The organism is Streptomyces sp. NPDC050164 (genome assembly GCF_044459945.1).
In the GTDB taxonomy this organism is placed as follows: Bacteria; Actinomycetota; Actinomycetes; order Streptomycetales; family Streptomycetaceae; genus Streptomyces; species Streptomyces coeruleorubidus_A.
This window is the reverse complement of record NZ_JBITJK010000024.1, coordinates 15,879-38,335: the sequence shown is the minus strand read 5'-3', so window position 1 is coordinate 38,335 and position 22,457 is coordinate 15,879. Positions and strand designations below refer to the sequence as shown.

Sequence of the window (22,457 nt, the reverse complement as noted above, 5' to 3'; positions counted from 1 at the left end):
GAAGGCATGATCGGCACCCTATGCGGCCCTTCCGGGCCGGGACAACTTCCTTTCCGGGCCGCCGCTCGCCACCGGCTGTCCGGAGCCCCTCGCGGGCGTCGAGGACTGTGCGATGAACGCGCCCACCAGCACGATCACACCTCCGGCGAGCTGCGGCGCCGACAGGTGCTCGCCCAGCAGGATCCAGGCCAGGACGGTGGCGATGACCGCTTCGAGGCAGGCCACGACACCTGCGACCTGCGGGGAGAGCCGGCGCACGGCGAGCACTCCGGTGACGTACGCGACGACCGTGGCGACGAGGACGATCCAGGCCAGCAGGACGACCGCGGCGACCGGTGTGCCGTCCAGGCGCGCGGTGCCCGTGAGCACGGACCAGTCCATGCCCCAGGGCCGGGCGACCACGGTCAGCACGGCCGCGCCGACGAGCAGGCCGTATGCGATGACACCGAGCGGGTCGGGCGCCTCGTCCCCGGCGTCGCTGCCCTGGTCGGACAGGACGAAGTAGCCGACCTGGCAGCAGGCCGCGCCGAGTGCGAGCAGCAGCCCCAGGGCGTCGAAACCGAGCCCCGACCACACCTCGACGACACACGCGAGCCCGCCGACCGCGAGGACGACACCGACCGCTGCGGCACGCGTCACGGGCCGCCGCTGCACGAACCGCACCCAGCCCAGCACGAGGGCGGGCGCCAGGTACTCGATGAGCAGCGCCACCCCGACGGGGATGCGGGAGAGCGCGGCGAAGTAGCAGGCCTGGACGCCGGCGACGGCCAGCAGCCCGAACCCTGCGAGCAGTCCGGGGCGGCGGCGCAGCAGCGCGCGGTGGCGCACGGCGAGCGGCAGCATCACCAGGGCCGCCCCGGCGACGCGCAGCCACACCACGTGCAGCGGGTCCAGGCCCGCCTCGATCAGCGGCTTGGCCGCGACACCGGATCCGCCGAAGGCGACCGCGGACAGGATCGCGAGGCCGAGGCCCACGCCCTTGCCGTGCCTGCCGGGGCTGCTGTCAGACGTACGCACCGGCACATGATGACAGGCCATGACAGGAGCGTCATCCCTTATGACACCTGTCTCACTGCCTGGACGCGACGAGCGGCTCCGCAACGGACCGGTCAGTAAGCGGATTCGCCGCCTCTGGCACACTCCTGGGGCCGGTCGACGCGCTCCTGATGCCAGTCGGCGCGCCCCTGAGGCCGGTCGGACCAGCCGTCGAGCCGGGCGAGCACCTCGTGCGAGTCGATCCCGGCGCGGTGGAGCACCTCGACCGCGCGCGCCTGCGAGTCGACGACGATGGCCGCGAGCAGGTCGACGCCGCGGGCCGGTCCGCCGTGCCGGGCGGCGCGTTCACAGGCGTACTCCATCGAGGCCGCGGCCAGCGGCGAGAAGCCCGCGGTCTCCGTCACGACGGGGACGGCCCCGGAGTCCTCGACGCCGCTCTGCCAGCGCAGGCCGTAGCCGATGCTGCGCTGCACGAGATAGCCGAGCAGCCGCGCGATCTGCGGCCCGTCGCCGACGACGGCACGCGCCTCGGGGTCGGTCTCCAGCAGCGAGTGGAGCAGATGGGCCGTGTCGATCTGCCGGTCCCCGTCCCTGACCGCCCTGCGGCGGGCACCGGTGACCGCCGATGCCAGCTCGGCACTGAGCCTGGCATCGTTCTCCACGCGGTGGATGCCCTGCTCATGGGCCGACTGGCGGGGGATACGGGGTTGCACACCCTCTACCCCATCAGCCCCGGGAGCGCGGGGCATCCTCGGCGGGAAGCATCTTCGCGTCCCACAGGAAGTGGACATCGCCGGCCGGAATCTCCTCCTTACGGAGGACATCAGGCTGTTTCACCCGGCGATCCGGCACGGCTGACAGTTCGTCAGTATTGAACATTGGAGCCGTCACGGCTACGTTCCGCGACAACCAGCCCGACGTGAAGAGGTGGTCGCATGGCCGAAGTCAGCGCGGAGGCACGCATCGGGGCACCGGCCGAGAAGGTGTGGGCCAGACTCACGGACTGGCCCGCGTACGGCGAGTGGAACGCGACTCACACGAGCTTCCCGGCGGGTGGCCCCGAACCCCTCGAAGTGGGCGCGACGTTCCAGGAGAACATGCGGCTCATGAACTTCCCGGCCGAGGTGGACTGGACCGTCGAGACACTGGAACCGGCCCGGCTGCTCGCCATCCGCGGCAAGGGCCCGATGGGCGTGACCGTCGCGACGCGCTACACCCTCACGCCCGACGGCGACGCGACGACGGTGCGTATCGACGGCGAGTTCACGGGCGCGACGGTGTCGCTGATGGCGGGCAAGCTCAAGGACTCGGCCACGGCCGCCCTGAACGAGTCGCTGCGCAGGCTGGACGGCCTGATGGCCTGACACCCCGGGCGTCGTAGACGACACGTTCCCGGCACAAGCCGAGGCGTCCCGTGGATCACTCCACGGGACGCCTGCTCGTCAGTCCTCGCCAGTCCTCGTCAGTCCTCGTCGGCGAGGATCAGATACAGCTTCTTGCGGGCTTCGTTGATGACGCCGAGCGCCTTCTCGCGCTGCTCCTTGCTGCCGGTCTTCCAGACCTGACCGAAGGCCTCCATGAGACCGAAGCCGGCCTGGCGGATCTCACCGAGAGCCTCCCAGTCGACCCCGCGGGAGGCTTCCTCCCAGGGCACCTCGGGCCCCTCTTCGGCCGCGGCACGGCCCGCCTCGGTGAGCGAGAACAGCTTCTTGCCGCCCTCGGACTCACTCACGATCAGCCCCTCGTCCTCCAGCAGTTGGAGGGTCGGGTACACCGAGCCGGGGCTGGGCTTCCACGCCCCGCCGCTGCGCTCGGCGATCTCCTGGATCATCTCGTAGCCGTGCATCGGCCGGTCCTTCAGCAGGGCGAGGATCGAGGCCCGTACGTCACCGCGCCGCGCCCTCCCCCTCGGCCCGCCACGCCCTCGCCCGCCCCAGGGCCCGGGACCGAACCCCGGACCACCGGGCCCGCCCCAGCCGGGACCACCCGGCCCGAAGGGCCCGAAGGTCGCACGCAGCCCCTCGAAACCGCCCCGGCCGTGACGGGGTCCGCCGTGACCATGCCCATGCTCGAATCCGTGAGTACGCATCGCAAACACTCTCCATTCCATCGTTGATCTGTCGCGATACTTCAACGATATATCGGTACCGTCCGCATGGCAAGACCCGGATCGGGTCCTGCCGCCTATCAGGTCTTCTGCACGCGGGTGGTGTCGACCCCGAGGTGAGCGCCGTCGACACCGGTCGGCACGACTTCCGGCACAGGGATGCCGTGCTCGTCGACAAGAGCGGAGTGAGCCTCGCCGGGAGCGAAGGCATGGCGTTCCCCCCACTGCCGCAGGGTGACGATGACGGGGAAGAGATCGCGGCCGGCGTCGGTGAGCACGTACTCCTGACGGCGGCCCGATGGTGCGGTGCGCTGAGCGAGGAGCCCATGAGCGGTGAGCTTGCGGAGGCGGTCCGTGAGGATGTTGCGGGCGATCCCCGTCCGTCGCTGGAACTCGGTGAACGATCGCGCCCCGTCCATCGCGTCACGGATGACGAGAAGGCTCCACCTGTCGCCGACGAGGTCGAGCGTGCGAGCGACGGGGCAGTCGGGGTCGGTCCAGGACATGACACCTCTCAATGAGTTGCGGATTGAAACCATCATGCCGTACGGTCCAATCGGTTTCAGTTTGCTACTGATTTCGAGGGGGGCGCAATGAACGCATGGCGGCGCTTACTGCTCGCGGTGGTGTGTGGTGTCGCCGTGGCGAGCATTTATGCCGCGCAGCCGGTTCTGGAGCCAATGGGACGCGATCTCGGTGTGCCGCCGGAACTCACCGGGTGGATCGTCGCGACCGGCCAGTTCGGCTATCTGGCAGGGCTATTGCTGCTGGTGCCGCTCGGCGATGTGGTCGACAGGCGCCGGCTCATCGCCGTACATCTGGCGATCACCGCAACGGGCCTGATCCTGACGGCCTCGGCGTCAGCCGCATGGGTGGCGTTCGTGGGGCTCGCGGCGGCTGGAGTGTTCGCGGTCGTGGTGCAGACCACGGTGGCCTACGCCGCGTCGGTCTCGCCGCCCGGCGAGCGCGGACGCAGCATCGGTGTCGTGACCTCGGGCGTCGTGGTCGGCATCCTGGGCGCGCGGGTCGTCACCGGCACGCTCGCCGAGGTGTGGGGCTGGCGCAGCGTCTATGCCGTGCTCGCACTGCTGTCACTCGGGCTCGCATCCCTCGTCCTCGTCGCACTGCCGTCAGAGGAGCGCCTCAACCCGCCTGCGGAGTACAGGCAGGTCGTCGTCTCACTCGGCGGACTGTGCGGGCAGCGCGTCTTCCTGACGCGCGGACTCATCGCGTTCTTCTTGTTCGCATCGTTCGGAACCCTGTGGAGCGGACTGTCCCTGCCACTGGCGGACACGCCGTGGCAGCTGAGCGAGAGCCAGATCGGACTGTTCGGCATCGCCGGACTCGCCGGCGCACTCGGCGCGGCACGCGCGGGACGGTGGGCGGACGCGGGGCGGGCGGCCCCGGTCACCGGTCTCGCACTCGCCCTGCTCATCCTCTCGTGGGCAGCCATCGCGCAGTTGCCGTGGTCACTGTGGCTCCTCATCGCCGGAATCGTGGTTCTCGACTTCGCGGTCCAGGCCGTGCATGTGAGCAACCAGCACCTGCTCACCGCCGCGTATCCGGATCGCGTCAGCAGCGTCATCGGCGGCTACATGGCCTTCTACTCACTCGGCTCCGCCCTCGGCGCGGCCGCGACCACCGCCCTCTTCACCGCCTACGGCTGGGCGGGCCCCAGTCTCCTCGGAGCCGGATTCGCGGCCTGCGCGTTGACCGTCTGGGCGACCGACAGACGACGACCCCGGGGTAGCGCGAGCCTCCCGTGCGAATCCAGCTCGGCATCCCTGTTCTCACCGGCGCCGTAGCGGTGTCACTCGCAGAACACCTGCTCGTCGATGCTGAGCTCAGCCAACCGCCGCGGCTCCAACCGCCCTCGACCACAACGCGCTTTGCCCGCGCGGCGGACCTCGGGTGAACGGGGCCAGGACTCGCGAATTGGCCTTGGTCTGCCGCCTCGGCGAGCCTCTAGCGTCGGGGCATGCGGATTCGAATCGTCGACGCCTTCACCGATCGCCCCTTCTCCGGCAACCCGGCCGGGGTCGTTCTTCTGAACGACGCGGACGCCTTCCCGGACGACACCTGGCTCCAGAACGTCGCCCTGGAGGTCAACCACGCCGAGACGGCCTTCGCCCATCCCCTGCCCGAGGGCGGCGAGGCCGACTGGGCGCTGCGCTGGTTCACGCCGGCCGCCGAGGTGGCGATGTGCGGTCACGCGACCCTGGCCACCGCCCACGTCCTGCACACCACCGGCACCCAGGAGGGCCCGGTACGTTTCGCCACCCGCAGCGGCGTCCTCATCGCCACGCCCGCCGAAGACGGCTCCGTCACGCTGGACTTCCCGACGGCTCCGCTCACCCCGGTCGACCCGCCGGTCGGCCTCGCCGAGGCCCTGGGCACCGAGCCGCTCACCGTCCTCGACACCGGCCCGAACGTCGGCGACCTGCTGGTCGAGGTCGCCGACGAGAAGACGTTGCACGGCCTCGGCCCCGACCTCAGGGCCCTCGCCGCCCACTCCGAGCGCGGCGTCATCGCCACGGCCCGCGCGGAAGACCCCGACCGGGGCTACGACTTCGTCTCGCGCTGCTTCTTCCCGAACGTCGGCATCGACGAGGACCCGGTGACCGGCAGCGCCCACACCGCGCTCGCCCCGTTCTGGTCCGAGCGCCTCGGCAGCACGCGCCTCACCGGCCTGCAGGCCTCGCCCCGCTCCGGCCGCGTCCGCACGGAACTGCGCGGCGACCGCACCTTGCTGACCGGCAGGGCGGTCACCGTCATCGAGGGCGAGCTGCTGGCCTGAGACGATCCTCCCCCGGGTCTCTCACGCCGTCGGCAGCCACCCGACCTTGCCCGCCAGCAGGGCGTACCCCACGAAGGCACCGATGTCGAGCAGCGAGTGGGCCACCACCAGCGGGCCCACCCGGCCCCAGCGTCGGTACAGGTAGACGAACACCACGCCCATGACCATGTTGCCGATGAAGCCGCCGATGCCCTGGTAGAGGTGGTACGAGCCGCGCAGGACCGAGCTGCCCACCAGCGCGGCCGTCGGGGTCCAGCCCAGCCGGCCGAGGCGGCGCAGCAGGTAGCCGACCACGATCACTTCCTCCAGCACCGCGTTCTGGATCGCCGAGAGGATCAGCACGGGGTACTTCCACCACACGTCGGGCAGCGCCTCGGGCACCACGGTGAGGTTGAAGCCGAGGCCGCGGGCGGCCAGGTAGAAGGCGATTCCGGTACTGCCGATGACCGCCGCGATCGCCGCCCCGCGGCCGAGGTCGGGCCAGGGCCGCGTGCGGTCGAAGCCGAGGGTGCGCAGGCCCGCGCCCTCGCGCAGCAGGAAGTGCGCGACGAGTACGACGGGCACGAGCGCCGTCGTGATCCCGAAGAGCTGCCAGGCCAGGTCGAGCCAGGGACGGCCGGGCGCGGCCGAGGCGTTCATCGTGGCCGCCTGGTCCTTCAGCCCGCCGGGCTTGGTGACCGAGCCGATGAAGCTGATCAGGGCGGAGACTCCGCTGGCACCCAGCGAAAGTGCCAGCACGAGCAGCGTCTCGTTGCGGAGCATCCGCCGCGAGAGCCGCTGCTGGGGAATGGAATCGTCGGCCACCGGGCTCGCCTCCGCCTGCACACCTGCCTCCACTTCACCGACCTGTCGGATCAGTATGAGGCCAGCAGGATGTCAGCCGGGCGGCGCATCAGCCCCACGGCACGGGCGCCGGCTGACGCACGGGCCGGCTGCGCCTGACAGCCCAACGGCACCGGCTCCAGCGGGCCAGCGGCAAAGTGTGCCCACCGGCGTTTCAACCCGGCCGGCACCAGCTCCAACAACCCCACCGGCCGGGTGTCCCCGCAGAGGCCATCAACCCAACGGCACCGGCTCCGGCAACCCCACCGGCCACATATGCACCGGATCCCCCTTATGCATCAGCTCGCGATACCGCCGCGTCGTGGCGGCCAACGCGGCCTCGCGCGAGTGGCCCGCGTCCAGCGCCTTGTGGAAGGTCGCGGCCTGCCAGCTCGCCCCGTTCACCCTGCGCCGGCACCGCTCCTCGATCACGCCCAGGTACAGATCGCGGTCGGCCGGCTCCACGCCCCACGCGTCCAGCCCGGCCTCGGCGAGCGGCAGCAGTTCGTCGCGGACCAGGCTCACCGCGTCGACCTGCGCGGTGCCGCCGTAGCGGCCGCGCCGGGGCCAGGTGAAGCGGGCGTCGATGCCGTCCTTGCACGCGGCGTCGAAGTTGGCGGCGGCCGCCTCGAACGGCAGCCGGGTCCACACCGGCCGGGCCTCCTCGGCGAGGGCGCGGACGACGCCGTAGTAGAACGCCGCGTTGGCGACGACGTCGATGACGGTGGGCCCGGCGGGCAGGACGCGGTTCTCCACGCGCAGGTGGGGGACGCCGTCGGCGATGCCGTAGACCGGGCGGTTCCAGCGGTAGATCGTGCCGTTGTGCAGGACGAGCTCGGCGAGCGTCGGCACGCCGCCCTGGTCGAGCACCTCCAGCGGGTCCTCGTCGTCGCAGATCGGCAGCAGCGCGGGGTAGTAGCGCAGGTTCTCCTCGAACAGGTCGTGCGCCGAGGTGATCCAGCGCTCTCCGAACCAGGTGCGCGGCCGGACGCCCTGGGCCTGGAGTTCGGGCGGGCGGGTGTCGGTGGACTGCTGGAACAGCGGGGGCCGCGACTCGCGCCACAGCTCACGGCCGAAGAGGAAGGGGGAGTTGGCGCCGATGGCGATCTGCGCGGCGGCGACGGCCTGGGCCGCGTTCCACACGTCGGCGAAGCGGGCGGGGGTGACCTGGAGGTGCAGTTGCACGGAGGTGCAGGCGGCTTCCGGCGCGATGGACTTGGACGTGCAGCTGAGGTGCTCCACGCCGGCGATGTCGAGGGTGAACTCCTCGCCGCGGGCGGCCACGATCTGATCGTTGAGGAGGGTGTAGCGGTCGACGTCGGAGAGGTTCGACGACACGAGGTCGTCCCGGTCGAGGGTCGGCAGAATGCCGATCATCACGATTCCCGCGTCGACCTCGCCGGCTTTCCGGTCGGCATATGCCAGTGACGTACGGAGTTCCTCCGCGAGTCGATCGAATACCCGGCCACCCAGACGATGTGGGGGAATGTTGACTTCCAGATTGAACATGGCGAGTTCTGTTTGGAAATCACGACTCGCGATACGTTCGAGGACTTGCGCGTTCAACATTTTCGGCATGCCGTCGACGCCCGCGAGATTCAACTCGATCTCCAGCCCCATGAGGTTCTTGGGGCGATCGAACCGCTTCTCCGCCAGGAGTCGCTCCAAGCTCGTCAGACACCGACGCAGCTTGTCGCGGTAGCGCTGGCGATCGGACAGGTCGAACCGGCCTGCCACGACCTTCTCCCCCATCGAAGCGTCCCTCCTCGGATGATGCGGGGCCGAAGATCCGGCCGCCGGGGTCCCGGTCACGTGGAGGATGCCCAGCGAAAGCGATCGATAACGTCCCGGCTGGGTCCGCCGACCGCTACGCTGGTCACGTATGACCGGTGGCACATTCACTCGGCATGACACAGAGATCCGGGTTTCGGGTAACCGCGACCTCGTGAAAAACGCCGACGAGAATGGGCCGACCGCCGCGCGGGCATTCGCCGAGGTCATCGCCGCAGACCCCCGCATGGAATCGGGATAATTCTCGCGTATCGCCGACCGAATGTACTCTTGTTCTACTCACCGGAAACGACTAGACGAAACACAGTCTGAACCCGTGTCGTATAAACTCCGCGAACAAGGCAGAAGGTTGGCGCCCACGGTCGATGGGTCATGCCGTCGAGGCGATATTCGGCGGACCCCACCCCCTCTCGTTCTTGAGACCCCGGCCCCTGCCTGTCTGACCCCCGTGAGCTGACAGCGCCGTCCGCCCCCGCCCTCGTGCCGCCGTGCCTTTGAATGAGAGGCGACCCACCATGCCGCTGCATGTCCCCCCGGCTCCCGCGCCCGCACTCCGTTCCGTCCTGACCGCACTCTCCTCTCCCACGGCGGTCCGCGAGGCCCGAACTCCCTCCCTGCTCCGCGCCCAGGGACCCGCCACTCCCGAGCTCCCCCTGCCAGTGCACGTACTCGACCGGGTCACGACCGAGGGCGTGTCGGCCACCCGGCTCGCCGGGTGGCGCTTCCTGATCCGCTGCGGCGACCGTGCGGTGGCCGCGGCCGAGACCATGCTGACGCCCGACGGCTGGGCCTTCTCACGCTTCTTCGAGGGCCCGTACATCACCTCCACCGAGCGCGCCCTGCGTCAGGCCGAGACGATGCCGCAGCCGTACCAGCCCCGCCTGCTGTCCGTGCCCAGCCTGTACATGCTGACGCTGTGGCTGCACGAGGACTGCACCGCCGACGGCGCCACCGGCCACCCCGCCGCCACCGACCTGCTCGTCCCACTGGCCCCCGCACCTCCCGGCATCGCGGCCCATCGCCCGCACCGCGTCGCCGAACTGCTCCCGGTGCTGACCCACCGGGTGACTCCCACGCGACTGCTCGGCTCACCCGCCTGAAACGCCGCGCCCCGAAGCTCTCCGCGCCCCGCCGCCGAATTCCTCGGCGGCGGGGTCGCCCCTTTCCCGGCTCGGACGAACACCCATTAGTTTCGCTCGTACGAGCACCCAATAGCTCGTACGAGCCGGAATGAACCGCCCACCCGGCCGGACTAGCCCCATTCGGCCACCACGAACCATCCGAAGTGACAGCCCAGTTGGGATGAACCGTCCGCGCGGGTGATGCGTCATGAACCTGTGAGAAGCCGTGCCGCGAAATCCCTGCGGATCGACGCCCGTAGGGCAACACTGGGTTCCGACGACTTATCACCACGGGGGGCGGCCATGAACGACACATCCAGCCGCGGAACAGACACGACAGCCGACTCGTCCGACTCACTGATCTCATCCACCACGACACAGCGAAAGATCCCACCCATGTGCCAGCACCAGACTCCGTGCCCTTCAGCCGAATCCGCCGACCGGGAATCCGCCCGTCTCGTGGCGCACCACCCGGAGCAGGGTTGGAGCCTGCTGTGCAACGGCGTGGTGCTCTTCGAGGACACCGGCGAGCTCCTGCCGGACGGCCGGGTCATCGCCCCGCACCGTCCGCTGGCGTCCAGCCAGGTGATGACGGCCGCCTGAGGCCGCCGGGCGGCGAGACGTACCGCCCGCAGACATGAGGGGCCGGCCGCAGGACACTCTGCGAACCGGCCCCGACGCGTGTCCGGATGCCGCCACTCCCCGTCACTTTCCGTCGCCCCCCGCGATGTCCCGTTCATGGCTCGTACGCCTTCCCACGGATGCCCGTCTTCCGGAAGACTCCTGGAAGTTTCGGGGTCACCCGTCGACGGAGGTGGGGCAAGTGGCAGCACGTGAGGCCGAGGCCGGGGGCAGGGTCACGATCACGGAGATCGCCCGGCAGGCCGGCGTGTCCGTACCGACCGTCTCCCGGGTGGTAAACGGCCGGTCCGACGTGTCGCCGCAGACCCGGGCCCGCGTCGAGGACCTGCTTCGCCGGCACGGCTACCGCAAGCGCCCCGCGGCCCCGGGCACCCGTGCCGCCCTGCTCGACCTGGTCTTCAACAATCTCGACAGCCCCTGGGCCGTGGAGATCATCCGCGGGGTCGAGGAGGTCGCGCACGCGGCCGGGGTCGGCACGGTGGTGTCGGCCATCCACGGGCGTTCGGGCGACGCCCGCGAGTGGATGCGCAACCTCCGGGCCCGAGCCTCCGACGGCGTCATCCTCGTCACCTCGGCCCTGGAGCCGACGCTCCACGAGGAACTGCGCATTCTCGGCGTCCCGCTGGTCGTCGTCGACCCGGCGGGTTCGCCCGCCCTGGAGGCACCCACCATCGGTGCCGCCAACTGGTCGGGCGGCATGGCGGCCACCGAGCACCTGCTGTCCCTCGGCCACCGCCGGATCGGCCTGATCGCCGGGCCGCCGCGGCTGCTGTGCTCCCGGGCCCGGCTGGACGGCTACCGCGCCGCTCTGGAGGGCGCCGGGATCGCGCTGGACGACTCTCTCGTCGTCCCCGGCGACTTCCGCCCCGAGTCCGGCTTCACCGCCTGCGACACCCTGCTCTGCCTGCCCGAGCCGCCGACCGCCGTGTTCGCGGCCAGTGACCAGATGGCACTCGGCGCGATCGAGGCACTGCGCCGACGCGGGCTGCGGGTGCCGCAGGACATGAGCGTGGTCGGCTTCGACGACCTTCCGGAAGTCCGCTGGTCGGCCCCGCCCCTGACCACCGTCCGCCAGCCCCTGGCCGACATGGGCAAACTGGCCGTCCGCACGGTCCTCCAGCTCACCCGCGACGAACAGCCCGACTCACCTCGGGTGGAGCTGGGCACGGACCTGGTGGTACGAGCAAGCACCGCGCCTCCGACGGGGCGGACCTGACGAACTCACCCGACGGGGCTCAAGCCGGCACCGCACGGCGGGACGGAGCCACCCCTCACGCCGCGGGCGAGGCCGCGGGCAGTGACCAGATGGCACTCGGCGCGATCGAGGCACTGCGCCGACGCGGGCTGCGGGTGCCGCAGCCGGACCTGGGTGGTACGAGCAAGCACCGCGCCTCCGGCGGGGCGGAGCCACCCAGCCCGCGAAACACGGCGGGACGAAGCCACCCCGCACGCCGCAGGCGGGGCCGCGGGCAGCTCTGCCGACCCGAGGCTCCCCACGGCGCCCGGCCTCCCATAGCGCCCAGCCTCCCTCCCGCGGCACTGCGCGTCGCCCTCCCCCACTGGTCGGCCGAGCGCTGCCCGGCCTTCCCGCCTGGCGTCGCCTGAGACGGCCGCGCGGCCCCCGAAGCAGCGCGGTGCGGCCCCCGCCAGGCCGACTCGCCCCGGCACCGTCTGGATGGCACCCCTACCCGCCCCCTGCACCGGGGCGGGGCGGGGCGCCCCTACGTCCCCCTACCTCCCCCCGAGCGCCTCACGAATCGCGAAGTACGCCGGCTTCCGCCGCAGTTGCTCGTCCCACGGCAGGGCCGCGCCCTCGCCCGGGAAGAACGCCGGGATCCACGAGTACTTGTCCGTGTAATCCCAGAGGGTGATGCCGACGCAGCGGCGCACCGCCAGGCACGCCTCGGTCAGGTCCCGGTACCACTCGGCCTGCTGGGCCAGCTTCTCCTCGGCCGCGGGCAGCTGCATCCGGATGTCGACCTCGGTGAGCGCGGTGTCGAGGCCGAGCCGGGAGAAGCGGCGGAGGTTGTCCTCCAGGGTCGTCGGATACCCGTACTGGAGGGCCAGATGGGCCTGGAGGCCGATGCCGTGCAGCGGGACCCCCTTGGCCCTCAGTTCCTTGGCCAGCTTGTGGTACGCGTCGCTCTTCGGGCCGATCCCCTCGATGTTGTAGTCGTTGAGGTACAGCTTGACGCGCGGATCGGCCTGGTGCGCCCAGCGCAGCGCGTCGGCGATGTAACCGGGGCCGAGCGTCTTGTAGAAGACCGACTCGCGGTACGTACCGTCCTCGTTGAACGCCTCGTTGACGACGTCCCAGGCGAACACCTTGCCCCGGTAGTGCCGTACCTCGGCCTGGATGTGCTTCTTCAGCACGGCCCTGAGCTCCGGGGCCGTCCACTCCCGCCCGGTGAGCCAGTCGGGCAGCTGGCTGTGCCAGACCAGGGTGTGGCCGCGCACCTTCTGCCGGTTGGCGCGGGCGAGGTTCACGATCTCGTCGCCCTGGGAGAAGTCGAACACGCCCTGCTGAGGCTCGGTCGCGTACCACTTCATGCCGTTGCCGGGGGTGATCTGGTCGAACTCGCTGCCGAGCAGGGCCTTGTACGGTTCGTCGACGAGCTCGGGGTTGTCCGTGGCGCTGCCGAAGTATCGGCCGTGCCGCTGGGCGAGGTCGGCGAGGGTGCGTTCCTTGCCGTGCCGCTGGGCGAGGTCGGCGAGGATGCGTTCCTTGCCGTGCCGCTCGTCCGCCTGTGCCGTCGGCCCGGTGGCGATACCTCCGAGCATCAGCGCGGCGGCGAGCGCCCCGGCGAGTCTGAGCCGTGTGGCGGTCTTGCGCATGGTGCGACTCCTCACGATCGGGATGTGGGTCCCCCTTGCTCGAGTGGAGCCGAGAGCTTGGGGGAGGGTGAGCCGTAGATCCGTCCGCGGCGCGCGTCAGCCCTTCGTGGCACCCGCGGTGAGGCCGCCGACGAGCTGGCGCTCGGCGACCGAGTAGAAGGCGAGGGCGGGGACCATGGCCAGCACCAGATAGGCGAAGACCTTGGCGTACTGCGCGGAGTACTGCCCCTGGAACTGCTGGACGCCGATCGGCAGCGTCCACCATTGCGCGTCGGTGAACACCAGCAGCGGCAGGAAGAAGTTGTTCCAGCTGGTGACGACGGCCAGCACGGAGACGGTGCCGAGCGCGGGCCGCGCCATGGGCAGCAGCACCCGCCAGAAGAAGCCGAACGAGCTGCATCCGTCGAGCGTGGCCGCCTCCTCCAGCTCGCCGGGGATCTGCCGGAAGAAGCCGCGCAGGATGATGATGGTCATCGGCAGACCGAAGGCCGCCTGCGGGAGGATCACGCCGAGCGGGTTGTCCAGCAGACCCAGGGAGCGCAGCAGCAGGAACAGCGGCAGGGCCGCCACCGCGAACGGGAACATCAGCCCCATCGTGAACAGCGTGAAGAGCACCTCCCGGCCGCGGAAGGCGAACCGCGCGAAGGAGAAGGCCGACAGCGCGGAGACCGCGACGACCAGGACGGTCGTGCCCACCGCGATCAGCGTGCTGTTGCCGATCAGCCGCCAGAAGTCCCCCGAGCCGAGGATCTGGGTGTAGTTGGAGGTCACCCACGACTCGGGCAGGCCGACCGGGTTGCGGGAGAGCTCGTCGGTGGACTTGAAGCCGGACAGCGCGGCGTAGAGCAGAGGGAGGGCCATGACCGCGCCGACGACGATCAGGACGAGGTGCAGCGGGAGGTTCCTGCCGCTCCGAGCCTTCTGACTGGCTGTCACTTTGCGTCACCCCGCATGGTCGTGGTGGCCCCTTCCAGATCGCGCCGGAGCACGAACCGCTGGTAGGCGAGGGCGAAGACGAGGCTGATGGCGAACATGACCACGCTGATCGCGCTGGCGTAGCCGACCTGGTAGCGCTTGAACCCGTACTGGAACATGGTCACGGCCATGGTCTCGGAGTGGTGGTCCGGCCCGCCCGCGGTGGTCACCCACACCAGGTCGAAGAGCTGGATCGCCCCGATGACCGACAGGAACACGCTGATGCGCAGGGTGGGCGCGAGCAGCGGCAGCGTCACGTTACGGAAGCGCTGCCAGGGGCCGGCCCCGTCGATGAGCGCCGCCTCGGTCAGCTCCCTGGGGACGGCCTGGAGCCCGGCCAGGTACAGCATCATGTGGAAGCCGAAGTACTTCCAGGTCATGACGAGGAACAGGGTCGCCATGACGGTGGACGGATCGGCGAACCACTCCCCTCCCAGCCCGTCCAGTCCGACCTTGCCGAGGACCTGGTCGGCGAAGCCGTCGTCCGGGGCGAAGATCATGCCGAACAGGATTCCGGTGATGGCCTCGGACAGGACGTACGGGGCGAAGAACAGCATCCGGTACACCGCCCGGCCGCGCATCCGCTGGTTGAGCAGGACGGCCATGGCGAGCGCGAACGGCAGTTGGATGACGAGAGACAGCACCACCAGCACCAGACAGCGCCACAGGTCGCCCAGGAAGACGTCGTCCTGGAAGAGCCGGGTGAAGTTCTCGCCGCCGATGTAGTCGGAGGGCATGCCGAAGCCGCCCCAGCGGAAGAAAGCGGCGTACAGGGCGAACAGCATCGGCAGCAGTACGAGCCCCGTGAACAGCACCAGGGCGGGCAGCTGGAAACCGGCCGCGGTCAGCCAGTTCAGCGCCCGTCGCCGGGCCCGGCTCCGGGTCCGGTCCGTGGCCGGGGGCGGTGGGCCGGCGTCGCGGCCGGTCCGTTTGTCCGGCAGGAACGTGGAGGTCATCGCCGGTTACTGCTCTTCCTTCGCGGTCTTCGTGACCGACTGGGCGACCTGCTCGGGCGACCGGGACCCGGCGATGAGCGCGGCGACGCTGTCGTTGACCTCCTGGCCGACGGCGGGCGCGTACGCCTGGTCGAGGTAGAGCTGGAAGCCGGTGGCCTTCTTCAACTGCTCCTGTACGGCCTTGATGTTGGGGTCGACGATGGCGCTCTCGGCCGCCGGGACCACGGGCAGGACGCCGGTCTTCTTGACCAGTTCCAGGTCGGTGGCCTCGGACGCGAAGAACTTCAGGAAGTCGACGGCCGCCTGCGGGGCGCCCCGGCGCAGGGCGTGCCCGCCGCCTCCGCCGAACACCTCGGTGATGGCGCCCTTGCCGCCCTCGACCGCGGGGAACGGGAAGAACCCGAGGTCCTTGCCCAGGCCCTTGCCCGAGTCGGCCTGCACCACGGGCGCCCACTGGCCCATGAGTTCCATCGCCGCCTTGCCGTTGCCGACGGCGGCGGCCTGGCCGGTGGGGGTGGAGTAGGCGGCGCCGAGGAAGCCCTTCTGGAACGGCTGGAGGTCGACGAGCTCCTGGAGGTGCTGTCCCGCCTCGACGAAGGGGGCGCCGGTGAAGTCCTTGTCGTCGTAGGCCTTCTGCAGCGCCTCGGCGCCGGCGGTGCGCATCGCCAGGTAGGCCCAGTAGTACATGCCGGGCCACTTCTCCTTGCCGGCCAGGGCGAGCGGGGTGATGGACTCGGCCTTCAGCTTGCGCACGGCGTCGAGGAAGCCGCTCCAGGTGGTCGGGGGCTCGGAGATGCCGACCTGGTCGAAGAGCGCCTTGTTGTACCAGAAGCCGATCATGCCGATGTCGAACGGGATGCCGTAGACCCTGTCGTCGATCAGATACGGCTCCCTGGCAACCGGGAGCAAGGCGTCGCCCCACGGCTTGGTGCTGTCCGTGAGGTCCTCGACGAGTCCGGCGTCGACCTGCTGCTTGAGGACGCCGCCGCCCCAGGTGTGGAAGATGTCGGGCAGCTTCCCGGAGGAGGTCAGGGCCGTCATCTTCGACTTGTAGGCGTCGTTCTCCGTCTGGACGATCTTTATCTTGACCTTGGGGTTCTGGGCTTCGAACTTCCGGGCGAGGGCGGCCCAGACGCCCTTGGCCGGTTCGGTGGTGGAGATGTTCCACCATTCGATCGTGGTCGTCCCCGACGACCCTCCGTCCGAGTCCCCGCCGCATGCGGTCAGTGCCGTCATCCCCAGACCGGCCGCGGCGGAGGCCGCCAGGAAGCCGCGGCGGGACAGTGCCGGGTCGCCCATCATGCGCTCCTTGGGTACGGGACGGCGCTCCCGCGTCCGTCCACTGGATCGAAAGTTTCGAAAGAGATCCAGAAAGCTTCGTTGTTGCCGCACCCTAGAGACAGGCGCCAAACGGTGGCAACCCCTTGTGCGCGGTGAATCTGCCGTCGACGCACGGGTCTTGAGGGACACTCGGCCGAGCCGTGGGTTTCCGCCGCCTTCCGGAAGGAGCGGTCAGACGGAGGCGGAGGCGTACTCGAACCAGTCGAAGGCCGCGTTGCCCTCGGTGACGTACATGCCGATCACCCGTCCGGTGAAGTCTCCGGCGACCTCCGTGGACAGGTATCGGCCGTCGAGTCCGGCGAGCGGGTCGCCGTCGCCGAGCGAGAAGACGAGCGTGTCGGGTGCGCCGGCCCGGATGCCGGGTGCCTCCTGGCCCACGGAGGTGACGGTGGGCGGCACCGCGGACTCCGTGCGATCTCGACGGCCAGGGTGACCGGCCCCGGCGGCACGGGTCGCCGGGCGCGGCAGTCCGGGTGCTGCCGGCGCCGCCCGACGAAGGTGTTGTCCAGGCTTTCACTCGTCGCGGTCAGCGCGAGCCGGCCGGGCCGGTCGGTCAGTGACCAGGAGTGCTCCGGCCTGCGGTACGGGGAGATCCCGCGCGGCGTCCAGCACGGGACCGACCCGCGGCCCGCCGTCCACCCACTCCACGGAGGTCGGGAACGTCTCCCTGCCGAGGACGTGCGAACTGCGGGAACCAGCCCCGGGGGCGCGTGCCGAGCAGCAGCGTCCTCGCCCCAGGCGAGTCGGGGTCGGTCCCGGGCAGGTCGGCACGTCGGCCCGAGCGTTCGCGAAACATTCGGATTATCTGGCGAACGTTAAGAGGGTGCACTGTAGGTCTCACCGACTCCGGCGACAAGAAGGCCGATGCCCGGCTGTCCACGCCGTCGCAATCACGCAGGGTGTTCAACTCTTGGCCGACATAAGACGATTCCCCGCACACGGCAAGGCGCGACTCGACTGCCGCCCAACCGGCTCTCAGCTCCCGCTTTGACGCACCACCCCTCCGTTCCACCGCCCCCTCGACCAGTCTTAACGGAAGCTTGACTCGCTCAGCGACCTCATCCACAGGCCACCGCATCACGCTCCGCTTACGCTGATCGGGCCGTCCGGTGATGGCCGGAAACCACGCTGAACCGCACATCGGGAGCACGTCGATGGCCACCACTGAGCACCTGCCACCGAGCCCTACGGAGCCCGCTCCGCCCGGTCGCCTGCGCGCCTGGGTGCTGGAGGGCCTGTCCGACATGGGCAGGGGCGGCGGCCACACCGGGCCCCACGCCGAACCGGAACCCCCGCACAAGGGCCGGGCCTGGTGGCGAGTGATGTGCCTGACCGGCGTCGACTACTTCTCCACGCTCGGCTACCAGCCCGGCATCGCGGCTCTCGCCGCCGGGCTGCTCTCGCCGGTCGCGACGATCGTGCTGGTGATCGTCACCCTGGCGGGCGCCCTGCCGGTCTACCGCCGGGTGGCCGAGGAGAGCCCGCACGGCGAGGGCTCGATCGCGATGCTGGAACGGCTGCTCTCCTTCTGGCAGGGCAAGCTGTTCGTACTGACCCTGCTGGGCTTCGCCGCCACCGACTTCCTGATCACCATCACCCTGTCGGCCGCCGACGCCTCCACCCACCTCGTGGAGAACCCGCATCTGGCCGGCGCCCTGCACGACAAGCAGATGCTGGTCACGCTCGTCCTCGTGGCGCTGCTCGGCGCGGTGTTCCTCAAGGGCTTCCTGGAGGCGATCGGCGTCGCGGTCGCCCTGGTGGGCGCCTACCTCGCGCTCAACGCGGTCGTGGTGGCCGTCGGCCTCTACCACGTGGTCACCGCGGGCCATGTGATCACCGACTGGTCCAGTGCGCTCACCACCCAGCACGGCAATGTCTTCGTCATGATCGGTCTGGCCCTGCTGGTCTTCCCCAAGCTGGCGCTCGGCCTCTCCGGGTTCGAGACCGGCGTGGCCGTGATGCCGCACGTCAAGGGCGACCCGGACGACACGGAGGAACGGCCGGCCGGCCGCATCCGCGACGCCAAGAAGCTGCTCACCACGGCCGCCCTCGTCATGAGCGGCTTTCTGATCACCACCAGCTTCATCACCACCCTCCTCATCCCCGAGAAGGAGTTCGAGGCGGGCGGCCAGGCGAACGGGCGCGCCCTGGCTTATCTGGCGCACGAGTACCTGGGCAACACCTTCGGCACCGTCTACGACGTCTCGACGATCGCCATCCTGTGGTTCGCCGGCGCCTCCGCGATGGCCGGCCTGCTCAATCTGATGCCGCGCTATCTGCCCCGCTACGGTATGGCCCCGCACTGGGCCAGGGCCGTCCGCCCCATGGTCATCGTCTTCACCCTGATCGCCTTCCTGGTCACCTGGATCTTCGACGCCGACGTCAACGCGCAGGGCGGTGCCTACGCCACCGGTGTGCTGGTCCTCATCAGCTCCGCCGCGATCGCGGTGACCATCGCCGCGCGCAAGGCCCGGCAGCGGAACTGGACCGTCGCCTTCGCGGTCATCTCCGCGGTGTTCCTCTACACGACCGTCGCGAACGTCATCGAGCGCCCGGACGGCGTGAAGATCGGCGCCTGCTTCATCGCCGGCATCATCCTGGTCTCCCTGCTGTCGCGGCTGGCCCGGTCGTTCGAGCTCCGTGTGACCAGCGTGACGCTGGACCCCATGGCGGAACGCTTCGTCCGGGACATGGCCAGCCGCCGGATGCGGTTCATCGCCAACGAGCCCGACCGGCGCGACATCGCGGAGTACCGCGACAAGATCGAGCAGATACGGCACGACAACGACGTGCCCGGACAGGAGGACTTCGTCTTCGTCGAGGTGACGGTCACCGACCCGTCCGAGTTCGAGGCGGGGCTGACCGTACGCGGCGAGGTGCTCCACGGCCGCTACCGCGTCCTGACCCTGGAGTCCTCCTCCGTCCCCAACGCCCTGGCCGCCCTCCTGCTGTATGCCCGCGACATGACCGGCTGCACCCCGCACATCTACTTCGAGTGGACCGAAGGGGGTCCCTTCGCCAACCTCCTGCGGTTCTTCCTGTTCGGCCAGGGCGAGGTCGCCCCGGTGACCCGCGAGGTCCTGCGCGAGGCGGAACCGGACCGGAAACGGCGGCCGAAGGTGCACGTGGGCTGAGTCAGGCCGTCGGTCTGCGCCGGCCGAGGCCCCTCCGGGGTGGACGGACCGCGATCTGCCCGTAGTTGATCTCGCCGATGATCCGTACGCGCAGCACGACCGGGGCGTCGGCCGCCCCACGCGCCTTGATCCGGGAGTAGTTCGTCACCAGCGCGCCGGTGTCCCACCACGACCCCCGGCCGGGTCAGCAGCTTCAGGGCGCCGGCCCGCAGGCCGAGGTCGATGTGCAGCGTGTCCCGGGTGATCACCGCGCCGGTGGAGTCGAGCGTCACCTCGCCCCAGGCCCAGCGGATCTCCAGCCGCCGCGGCACCACCCAGCCGTCACCCCGCCGGGTCGAGGACCCCTCCTGCTCGATCCGTACGACGTCCTGGGCCTCGGCCGGCGCCTCGCCCACCACCTCGGGCAGATCGGCGGTCAGCACGGCGAGCTCGCCCACCGTACGGGCGGACAGCGCGGCCTCCAGCCGCTCGTCGAGCTCCTCCAAGGTCAGCCGGCCGTCGCCCGCGGCGATGCGCAGCACGTCCACGACCCGGTCCCGGTCCGCGTGCGAGGCCCTCACCTCGGGCGGTCCGCCGGTACGCGAGAGGTCCCCCGCCATCACATCTCCCCGATCTCCCCGGGCAGGTCACCCGGCCCACCCACTCGACGACTAACGCTATATCGCGTTATACCCAACGGCCAACCCCACATCCGCCGTTCCCCTCCCGCGCCCCTATCGTGACCGGCATGCAGTCCTACACGATCGGCCAGGCAGCACGACTGCTCGGCGTGAGCCCGGACACCGCCCGGCGCTGGGCGGACGCGGGCCGCATCACCACCCACCGCGACGAGGCCGGGCGGCGGCTCGTCGACGGACGGGACCTGGCCGCGTTCTCGGTCGAACTCGCCAGGTCCGGCACCACCGAGGAGGACACCCCGTACACCTCGGCCCGCAACGCCTTCCCCGGCATCGTCACCGCGATCAAGCTCGGCGACGTCGCCGCCCAAGTGGAGATCCAGGCCGGCCCGCACCGCCTGGTCTCCCTGCTCACCCGCGAGGCCGTCGAGGAACTGGGCCTGGAGGTCGGCATGGAGGCGACGGCCCGTGTGAAGTCGACGAACGTGCATATCGACCGGGCCTGACTCAAGTAGGAACGCACATACCCACCCAATGGTCCGCTCGCCCTGGCTCATGCGATGCCATAGCAGGCTTCCACCTCGCACATGCGTCAGTATGATCGGCGTATCGGAGGAGCCCTGCGGGCTCTTCCACCCGCACACACAGGGAGTGGCCCCGAGATGCCCCGTTCCGCGCACCGGACCCGCCGGATCCTCCAGGTCGCCGGTGCGTCCGCGGCCGCGCTGCTGATTCTGAGCGCCTGCTCCTCCGCCACCGGCTCGGACAAGGGCTCCTCGTCGGCGAAACCCTCCGGCACGGTCACCGTCTTCGCCGCCGCCTCCCTCGAGGAGAGCTTCAAGACCCTGGGCAAGCAGTTCGAGAAGGAGCACCCGGGCACGAAGGTCACCTTCAACTTCGGCGGCAGCGACACCCTCGCCGCCAGCATCACCGGCGGCGCCCCGGCCGATGTCTTCGCCGCGGCCAGCACCAAGACGATGGCGATCGTGACGGACAAGCAGGACGCGGCGGGCAGGCCGGCCACCTTCGTCCGCAACCAGCTGGAGATCGCCACACTGCCGGGCAACCCCGACCGGATCTCCTCCCTGAAGGACCTCACCAAGCCCGGCCTGAAGGTCGTCCTGTGCGACAGGACCGTGCCGTGCGGTGCCGCCGCCCAGAAGGCGCTGGACGCCGGCGGCCTGGAGCTCACGCCCGTCTCGTACGAACAGGACGTCAAGAGCGCCCTGACGAAGGTCGAGCTGAAGGAGGCCGACGCCGCCGTCGTCTACAAGACCGACGTGCGGGCGGCGGGTGACAAGGTGGAGGGCGTGGACTTCCCCGAGTCGGCCGAGGCCCTCAACGACTATCCGATCGCCCTGCTCGAGAACGCCCCCAACCCCCAGGCGGCGAAGGCGTTCGTCGCACTGGTGCGCTCGGCCGAGGGCCAGAAGGTGCTGTCCCGGGCCGGGTTCCTCAAGCCGTGACCGACACCCCGGAGAGCCGACCTCGCCGCGTTCGCCACCGCGGTAGGACCCGGTTGGTGCCGATTCCCCTGCTGATGCCCGCCCTCGTCGGCCTGGCGTTTCTGCTCCTGCCTCTGATCGCCCTGCTCGTACGGGCGCCCTGGCGCAGCCTCCCGGAGCAGCTGACGAGCGCCGAGGTGTGGGAGGCACTCCGGCTGTCGCTCCTGTGCGCCACGGCGGCGACGGTTGTGAGCCTGGTCGTCGGCGTGCCCCTGGCCTGGCTGCTGGCCCGCACGCGGTTTCCCGGCCGGGGCTTCGTACGGGCCCTGGTGACGCTGCCGTTGGTGCTGCCGCCGGTAGTGGGCGGTGTGGCCCTGCTGCTCGCCTTCGGGCGGGGCGGCATCGTCGGGCAGTGGCTCGACTCCTGGTTCGGGATCACCCTGCCCTTCACCACGACGGGTGTCGTCCTCGCCGAGACGTTCGTGGCGATGCCGTTCCTCGTCATCAGCGTGGAGGGCACCCTGCGAGCCGCCGACCCGCGCTACGAGGAGGCGGCCACCACCCTGGGCGCCTCCCGCTTCACCGCGTTCCGCCGCGTCACCCTGCCGCTGATCGCGCCCGGCGTCGCGGCCGGTGCCGTACTGGCCTGGGCCCGGGCCCTCGGCGAGTTCGGCGCGACGATCACCTTCGCGGGCAACTTCCCGGGCCGCACCCAGACCATGCCGCTCGCGGTCTACCTGGCCCTGCAGAACGACCCGGCAGCGGCGATCGCGCTCAGCCTGGTCCTGCTGGCGGTGTCCATCGCGGTCCTGGCGGCTCTGCGCGACCGCTGGATGACGGCGTCGTGATGTCCCGGACCGGCTCCCTGACACCCAGGA

The 22,457-nt window shown here is 70.4% G+C and carries 20 protein-coding genes and 2 pseudogenes; 10 read left to right on the top strand and 12 right to left on the bottom strand.

Going from position 1 to position 22,457, the window contains the following annotated elements:
* Positions 1-18: 18 nt before the first annotated feature.
* Both ACIBNA_RS27685 and ACIBNA_RS27680 read right to left on the bottom strand, forming a co-directional pair.
* Positions 19-1,023, bottom strand: coding sequence for an EamA family transporter (locus tag ACIBNA_RS27685; protein ID WP_399167997.1), 1,005 nt, complete (start codon positions 1,021-1,023; stop codon positions 19-21).
* A gap of 86 nt (positions 1,024-1,109) precedes the next feature.
* Positions 1,110-1,709: a Clp protease N-terminal domain-containing protein gene (locus ACIBNA_RS27680; protein ID WP_399167908.1), complete on the bottom strand. Its 600-nt coding sequence runs from the start codon at positions 1,707-1,709 to the stop codon at positions 1,110-1,112.
* 222 nt (positions 1,710-1,931) lie between these two features.
* Between ACIBNA_RS27680 and ACIBNA_RS27675 the strand changes: the two genes are divergently transcribed.
* On the top strand, positions 1,932-2,360 hold the full coding sequence (locus tag ACIBNA_RS27675) for an SRPBCC family protein (RefSeq protein WP_399167907.1): 429 nt from the start codon (positions 1,932-1,934) through the stop codon (positions 2,358-2,360).
* Between the two features lie 98 nt (positions 2,361-2,458).
* On the opposite strand, the gene ACIBNA_RS27670 is transcribed toward ACIBNA_RS27675, so the two are convergent.
* A complete protein-coding gene (locus tag ACIBNA_RS27670; RefSeq protein WP_399167906.1) occupies positions 2,459-3,085 on the bottom strand; it encodes a PadR family transcriptional regulator in 627 nt (208 codons plus the stop codon).
* A 98-nt stretch (positions 3,086-3,183) separates the two neighbouring features.
* Complete coding sequence (locus ACIBNA_RS27665) at positions 3,184-3,609, bottom strand: winged helix-turn-helix transcriptional regulator (protein WP_399167905.1); 426 nt, start codon at positions 3,607-3,609, stop codon at positions 3,184-3,186.
* Positions 3,610-3,696: 87 nt separating this feature from the next.
* Here ACIBNA_RS27665 and ACIBNA_RS27660 point away from each other — a divergent pair, with 87 nt between their 5' ends.
* Positions 3,697-4,908, top strand: coding sequence for an MFS transporter (locus ACIBNA_RS27660; RefSeq protein ID WP_399167904.1), 1,212 nt, complete (start codon positions 3,697-3,699; stop codon positions 4,906-4,908).
* Positions 4,909-5,081: 173 nt separating this feature from the next.
* Positions 5,082-5,900 carry a PhzF family phenazine biosynthesis protein gene (locus ACIBNA_RS27655; protein ID WP_399167903.1) on the top strand — a complete coding sequence of 273 codons (819 nt, stop codon included), beginning with the start codon at positions 5,082-5,084 and terminating at the stop codon, positions 5,898-5,900.
* A gap of 21 nt (positions 5,901-5,921) precedes the next feature.
* Here ACIBNA_RS27655 and ACIBNA_RS27650 read toward each other — a convergent pair whose 3' ends face one another.
* Both ACIBNA_RS27650 and ACIBNA_RS27645 read right to left on the bottom strand, forming a co-directional pair.
* Positions 5,922-6,725, bottom strand: coding sequence for a CPBP family intramembrane glutamic endopeptidase (locus ACIBNA_RS27650; protein WP_399167902.1), 804 nt, complete (start codon positions 6,723-6,725; stop codon positions 5,922-5,924).
* 231 nt (positions 6,726-6,956) lie between these two features.
* Complete coding sequence (locus ACIBNA_RS27645) at positions 6,957-8,474, bottom strand: glutamate-cysteine ligase family protein (protein ID WP_399167901.1); 1,518 nt, start codon at positions 8,472-8,474, stop codon at positions 6,957-6,959.
* 554 nt (positions 8,475-9,028) lie between these two features.
* Between ACIBNA_RS27645 and ACIBNA_RS27640 the strand changes: the two genes are divergently transcribed.
* The 3 genes from ACIBNA_RS27640 to ACIBNA_RS27630 all read left to right on the top strand — a co-directional run bounded on the left by ACIBNA_RS27640 (position 9,029) and on the right by ACIBNA_RS27630 (position 11,492).
* Entirely contained in the window at positions 9,029-9,613 is a 585-nt protein-coding gene (locus tag ACIBNA_RS27640; RefSeq protein ID WP_399167900.1) for a hypothetical protein, read from the top strand.
* Positions 9,614-10,030: 417 nt separating this feature from the next.
* On the top strand, positions 10,031-10,237 hold the full coding sequence (locus tag ACIBNA_RS27635) for a DUF5999 family protein (protein ID WP_059416771.1): 207 nt from the start codon (positions 10,031-10,033) through the stop codon (positions 10,235-10,237).
* Between the two features lie 220 nt (positions 10,238-10,457).
* Positions 10,458-11,492: a LacI family DNA-binding transcriptional regulator gene (locus ACIBNA_RS27630; RefSeq protein ID WP_399167899.1), complete on the top strand. Its 1,035-nt coding sequence runs from the start codon at positions 10,458-10,460 to the stop codon at positions 11,490-11,492.
* Positions 11,493-12,007: 515 nt separating this feature from the next.
* Here the strand turns inward: ACIBNA_RS27630 and ACIBNA_RS27625 are convergent.
* The 5 genes and pseudogenes from ACIBNA_RS27625 to ACIBNA_RS27605 form a co-directional block, all read right to left on the bottom strand.
* A complete protein-coding gene (locus ACIBNA_RS27625; RefSeq protein WP_399167898.1) occupies positions 12,008-13,111 on the bottom strand; it encodes an endo-1,4-beta-xylanase in 1,104 nt (367 codons plus the stop codon).
* A 96-nt stretch (positions 13,112-13,207) separates the two neighbouring features.
* A complete protein-coding gene (locus ACIBNA_RS27620) occupies positions 13,208-13,972 on the bottom strand; it encodes a carbohydrate ABC transporter permease (protein ID WP_399167996.1) in 765 nt (254 codons plus the stop codon).
* A 71-nt stretch (positions 13,973-14,043) separates the two neighbouring features.
* A complete protein-coding gene (locus ACIBNA_RS27615) occupies positions 14,044-15,042 on the bottom strand; it encodes a carbohydrate ABC transporter permease (protein ID WP_399167897.1) in 999 nt (332 codons plus the stop codon).
* Between the two features lie 6 nt (positions 15,043-15,048).
* Positions 15,049-16,341: an extracellular solute-binding protein gene (locus ACIBNA_RS27610; RefSeq protein WP_399167896.1), complete on the bottom strand. Its 1,293-nt coding sequence runs from the start codon at positions 16,339-16,341 to the stop codon at positions 15,049-15,051.
* A 213-nt stretch (positions 16,342-16,554) separates the two neighbouring features.
* Positions 16,555-17,107, bottom strand: a pseudogene (locus ACIBNA_RS27605) (glycoside hydrolase family 43 protein); the annotation flags it as partial.
* Between the two features lie 430 nt (positions 17,108-17,537).
* Between ACIBNA_RS27605 and ACIBNA_RS27600 the strand changes: the two are divergent.
* The gene (locus ACIBNA_RS27600) at positions 17,538-19,517 is read left to right on the top strand and encodes an amino acid transporter (protein ID WP_399167895.1); all 1,980 of its coding nucleotides are present in this window, start codon (positions 17,538-17,540) and stop codon (positions 19,515-19,517) included.
* 461 nt (positions 19,518-19,978) lie between these two features.
* Here the strand turns inward: ACIBNA_RS27600 and ACIBNA_RS27595 are convergent.
* Positions 19,979-20,116, bottom strand: a pseudogene (locus ACIBNA_RS27595) (DUF1707 domain-containing protein); the annotation flags it as partial.
* 128 nt (positions 20,117-20,244) lie between these two features.
* Here ACIBNA_RS27595 and ACIBNA_RS27590 point away from each other — a divergent pair.
* The 3 genes from ACIBNA_RS27590 (at position 20,245) to ACIBNA_RS27580 (ending at position 22,427) form a co-directional block, all read left to right on the top strand.
* Positions 20,245-20,640: a molybdopterin-binding protein gene (locus ACIBNA_RS27590; RefSeq protein WP_274814896.1), complete on the top strand. Its 396-nt coding sequence runs from the start codon at positions 20,245-20,247 to the stop codon at positions 20,638-20,640.
* A gap of 156 nt (positions 20,641-20,796) precedes the next feature.
* Positions 20,797-21,600 (top strand): molybdate ABC transporter substrate-binding protein, encoded by an 804-nt coding sequence (modA, locus tag ACIBNA_RS27585; protein WP_399167894.1) that lies wholly within the window; start codon positions 20,797-20,799, stop codon positions 21,598-21,600.
* Positions 21,601-21,674: 74 nt separating this feature from the next.
* On the top strand, positions 21,675-22,427 hold the full coding sequence (locus ACIBNA_RS27580) for an ABC transporter permease (protein ID WP_399167995.1): 753 nt from the start codon (positions 21,675-21,677) through the stop codon (positions 22,425-22,427).
* Positions 22,428-22,457 lie beyond the last annotated feature (30 nt).

What these genes read in the sequence shown, in the direction of transcription:
- ACIBNA_RS27610 (WP_399167896.1), bottom strand. Translation starts at nt 16,341, where the DNA reads ATGGGCGACCCGGCACTGTCCCGCCGCGGCTTCCTGGCGGCCTCCGCC.
- ACIBNA_RS27590 (WP_274814896.1), top strand. Translation starts at nt 20,245, where the DNA reads ATGCAGTCCTACACGATCGGCCAGGCAGCACGACTGCTCGGCGTGAGC.
- ACIBNA_RS27620 (WP_399167996.1), bottom strand. Translation starts at nt 13,972, where the DNA reads ATGGCCCTCCCTCTGCTCTACGCCGCGCTGTCCGGCTTCAAGTCCACC.
- ACIBNA_RS27635 (WP_059416771.1), top strand. Translation starts at nt 10,031, where the DNA reads ATGTGCCAGCACCAGACTCCGTGCCCTTCAGCCGAATCCGCCGACCGG.
- modA (WP_399167894.1), top strand. Translation starts at nt 20,797, where the DNA reads ATGCCCCGTTCCGCGCACCGGACCCGCCGGATCCTCCAGGTCGCCGGT.
- ACIBNA_RS27615 (WP_399167897.1), bottom strand. Translation starts at nt 15,042, where the DNA reads ATGACCTCCACGTTCCTGCCGGACAAACGGACCGGCCGCGACGCCGGC.
- ACIBNA_RS27645 (WP_399167901.1), bottom strand. Translation starts at nt 8,474, where the DNA reads ATGGGGGAGAAGGTCGTGGCAGGCCGGTTCGACCTGTCCGATCGCCAG.
- ACIBNA_RS27655 (WP_399167903.1), top strand. Translation starts at nt 5,082, where the DNA reads ATGCGGATTCGAATCGTCGACGCCTTCACCGATCGCCCCTTCTCCGGC.
- ACIBNA_RS27670 (WP_399167906.1), bottom strand. Translation starts at nt 3,085, where the DNA reads ATGCGTACTCACGGATTCGAGCATGGGCATGGTCACGGCGGACCCCGT.
- ACIBNA_RS27640 (WP_399167900.1), top strand. Translation starts at nt 9,029, where the DNA reads ATGCCGCTGCATGTCCCCCCGGCTCCCGCGCCCGCACTCCGTTCCGTC.
- ACIBNA_RS27675 (WP_399167907.1), top strand. Translation starts at nt 1,932, where the DNA reads ATGGCCGAAGTCAGCGCGGAGGCACGCATCGGGGCACCGGCCGAGAAG.
- ACIBNA_RS27660 (WP_399167904.1), top strand. Translation starts at nt 3,697, where the DNA reads ATGAACGCATGGCGGCGCTTACTGCTCGCGGTGGTGTGTGGTGTCGCC.
- ACIBNA_RS27665 (WP_399167905.1), bottom strand. Translation starts at nt 3,609, where the DNA reads ATGTCCTGGACCGACCCCGACTGCCCCGTCGCTCGCACGCTCGACCTC.
- ACIBNA_RS27625 (WP_399167898.1), bottom strand. Translation starts at nt 13,111, where the DNA reads ATGCGCAAGACCGCCACACGGCTCAGACTCGCCGGGGCGCTCGCCGCC.
- ACIBNA_RS27580 (WP_399167995.1), top strand. Translation starts at nt 21,675, where the DNA reads ATGCCCGCCCTCGTCGGCCTGGCGTTTCTGCTCCTGCCTCTGATCGCC.
- ACIBNA_RS27600 (WP_399167895.1), top strand. Translation starts at nt 17,538, where the DNA reads ATGGCCACCACTGAGCACCTGCCACCGAGCCCTACGGAGCCCGCTCCG.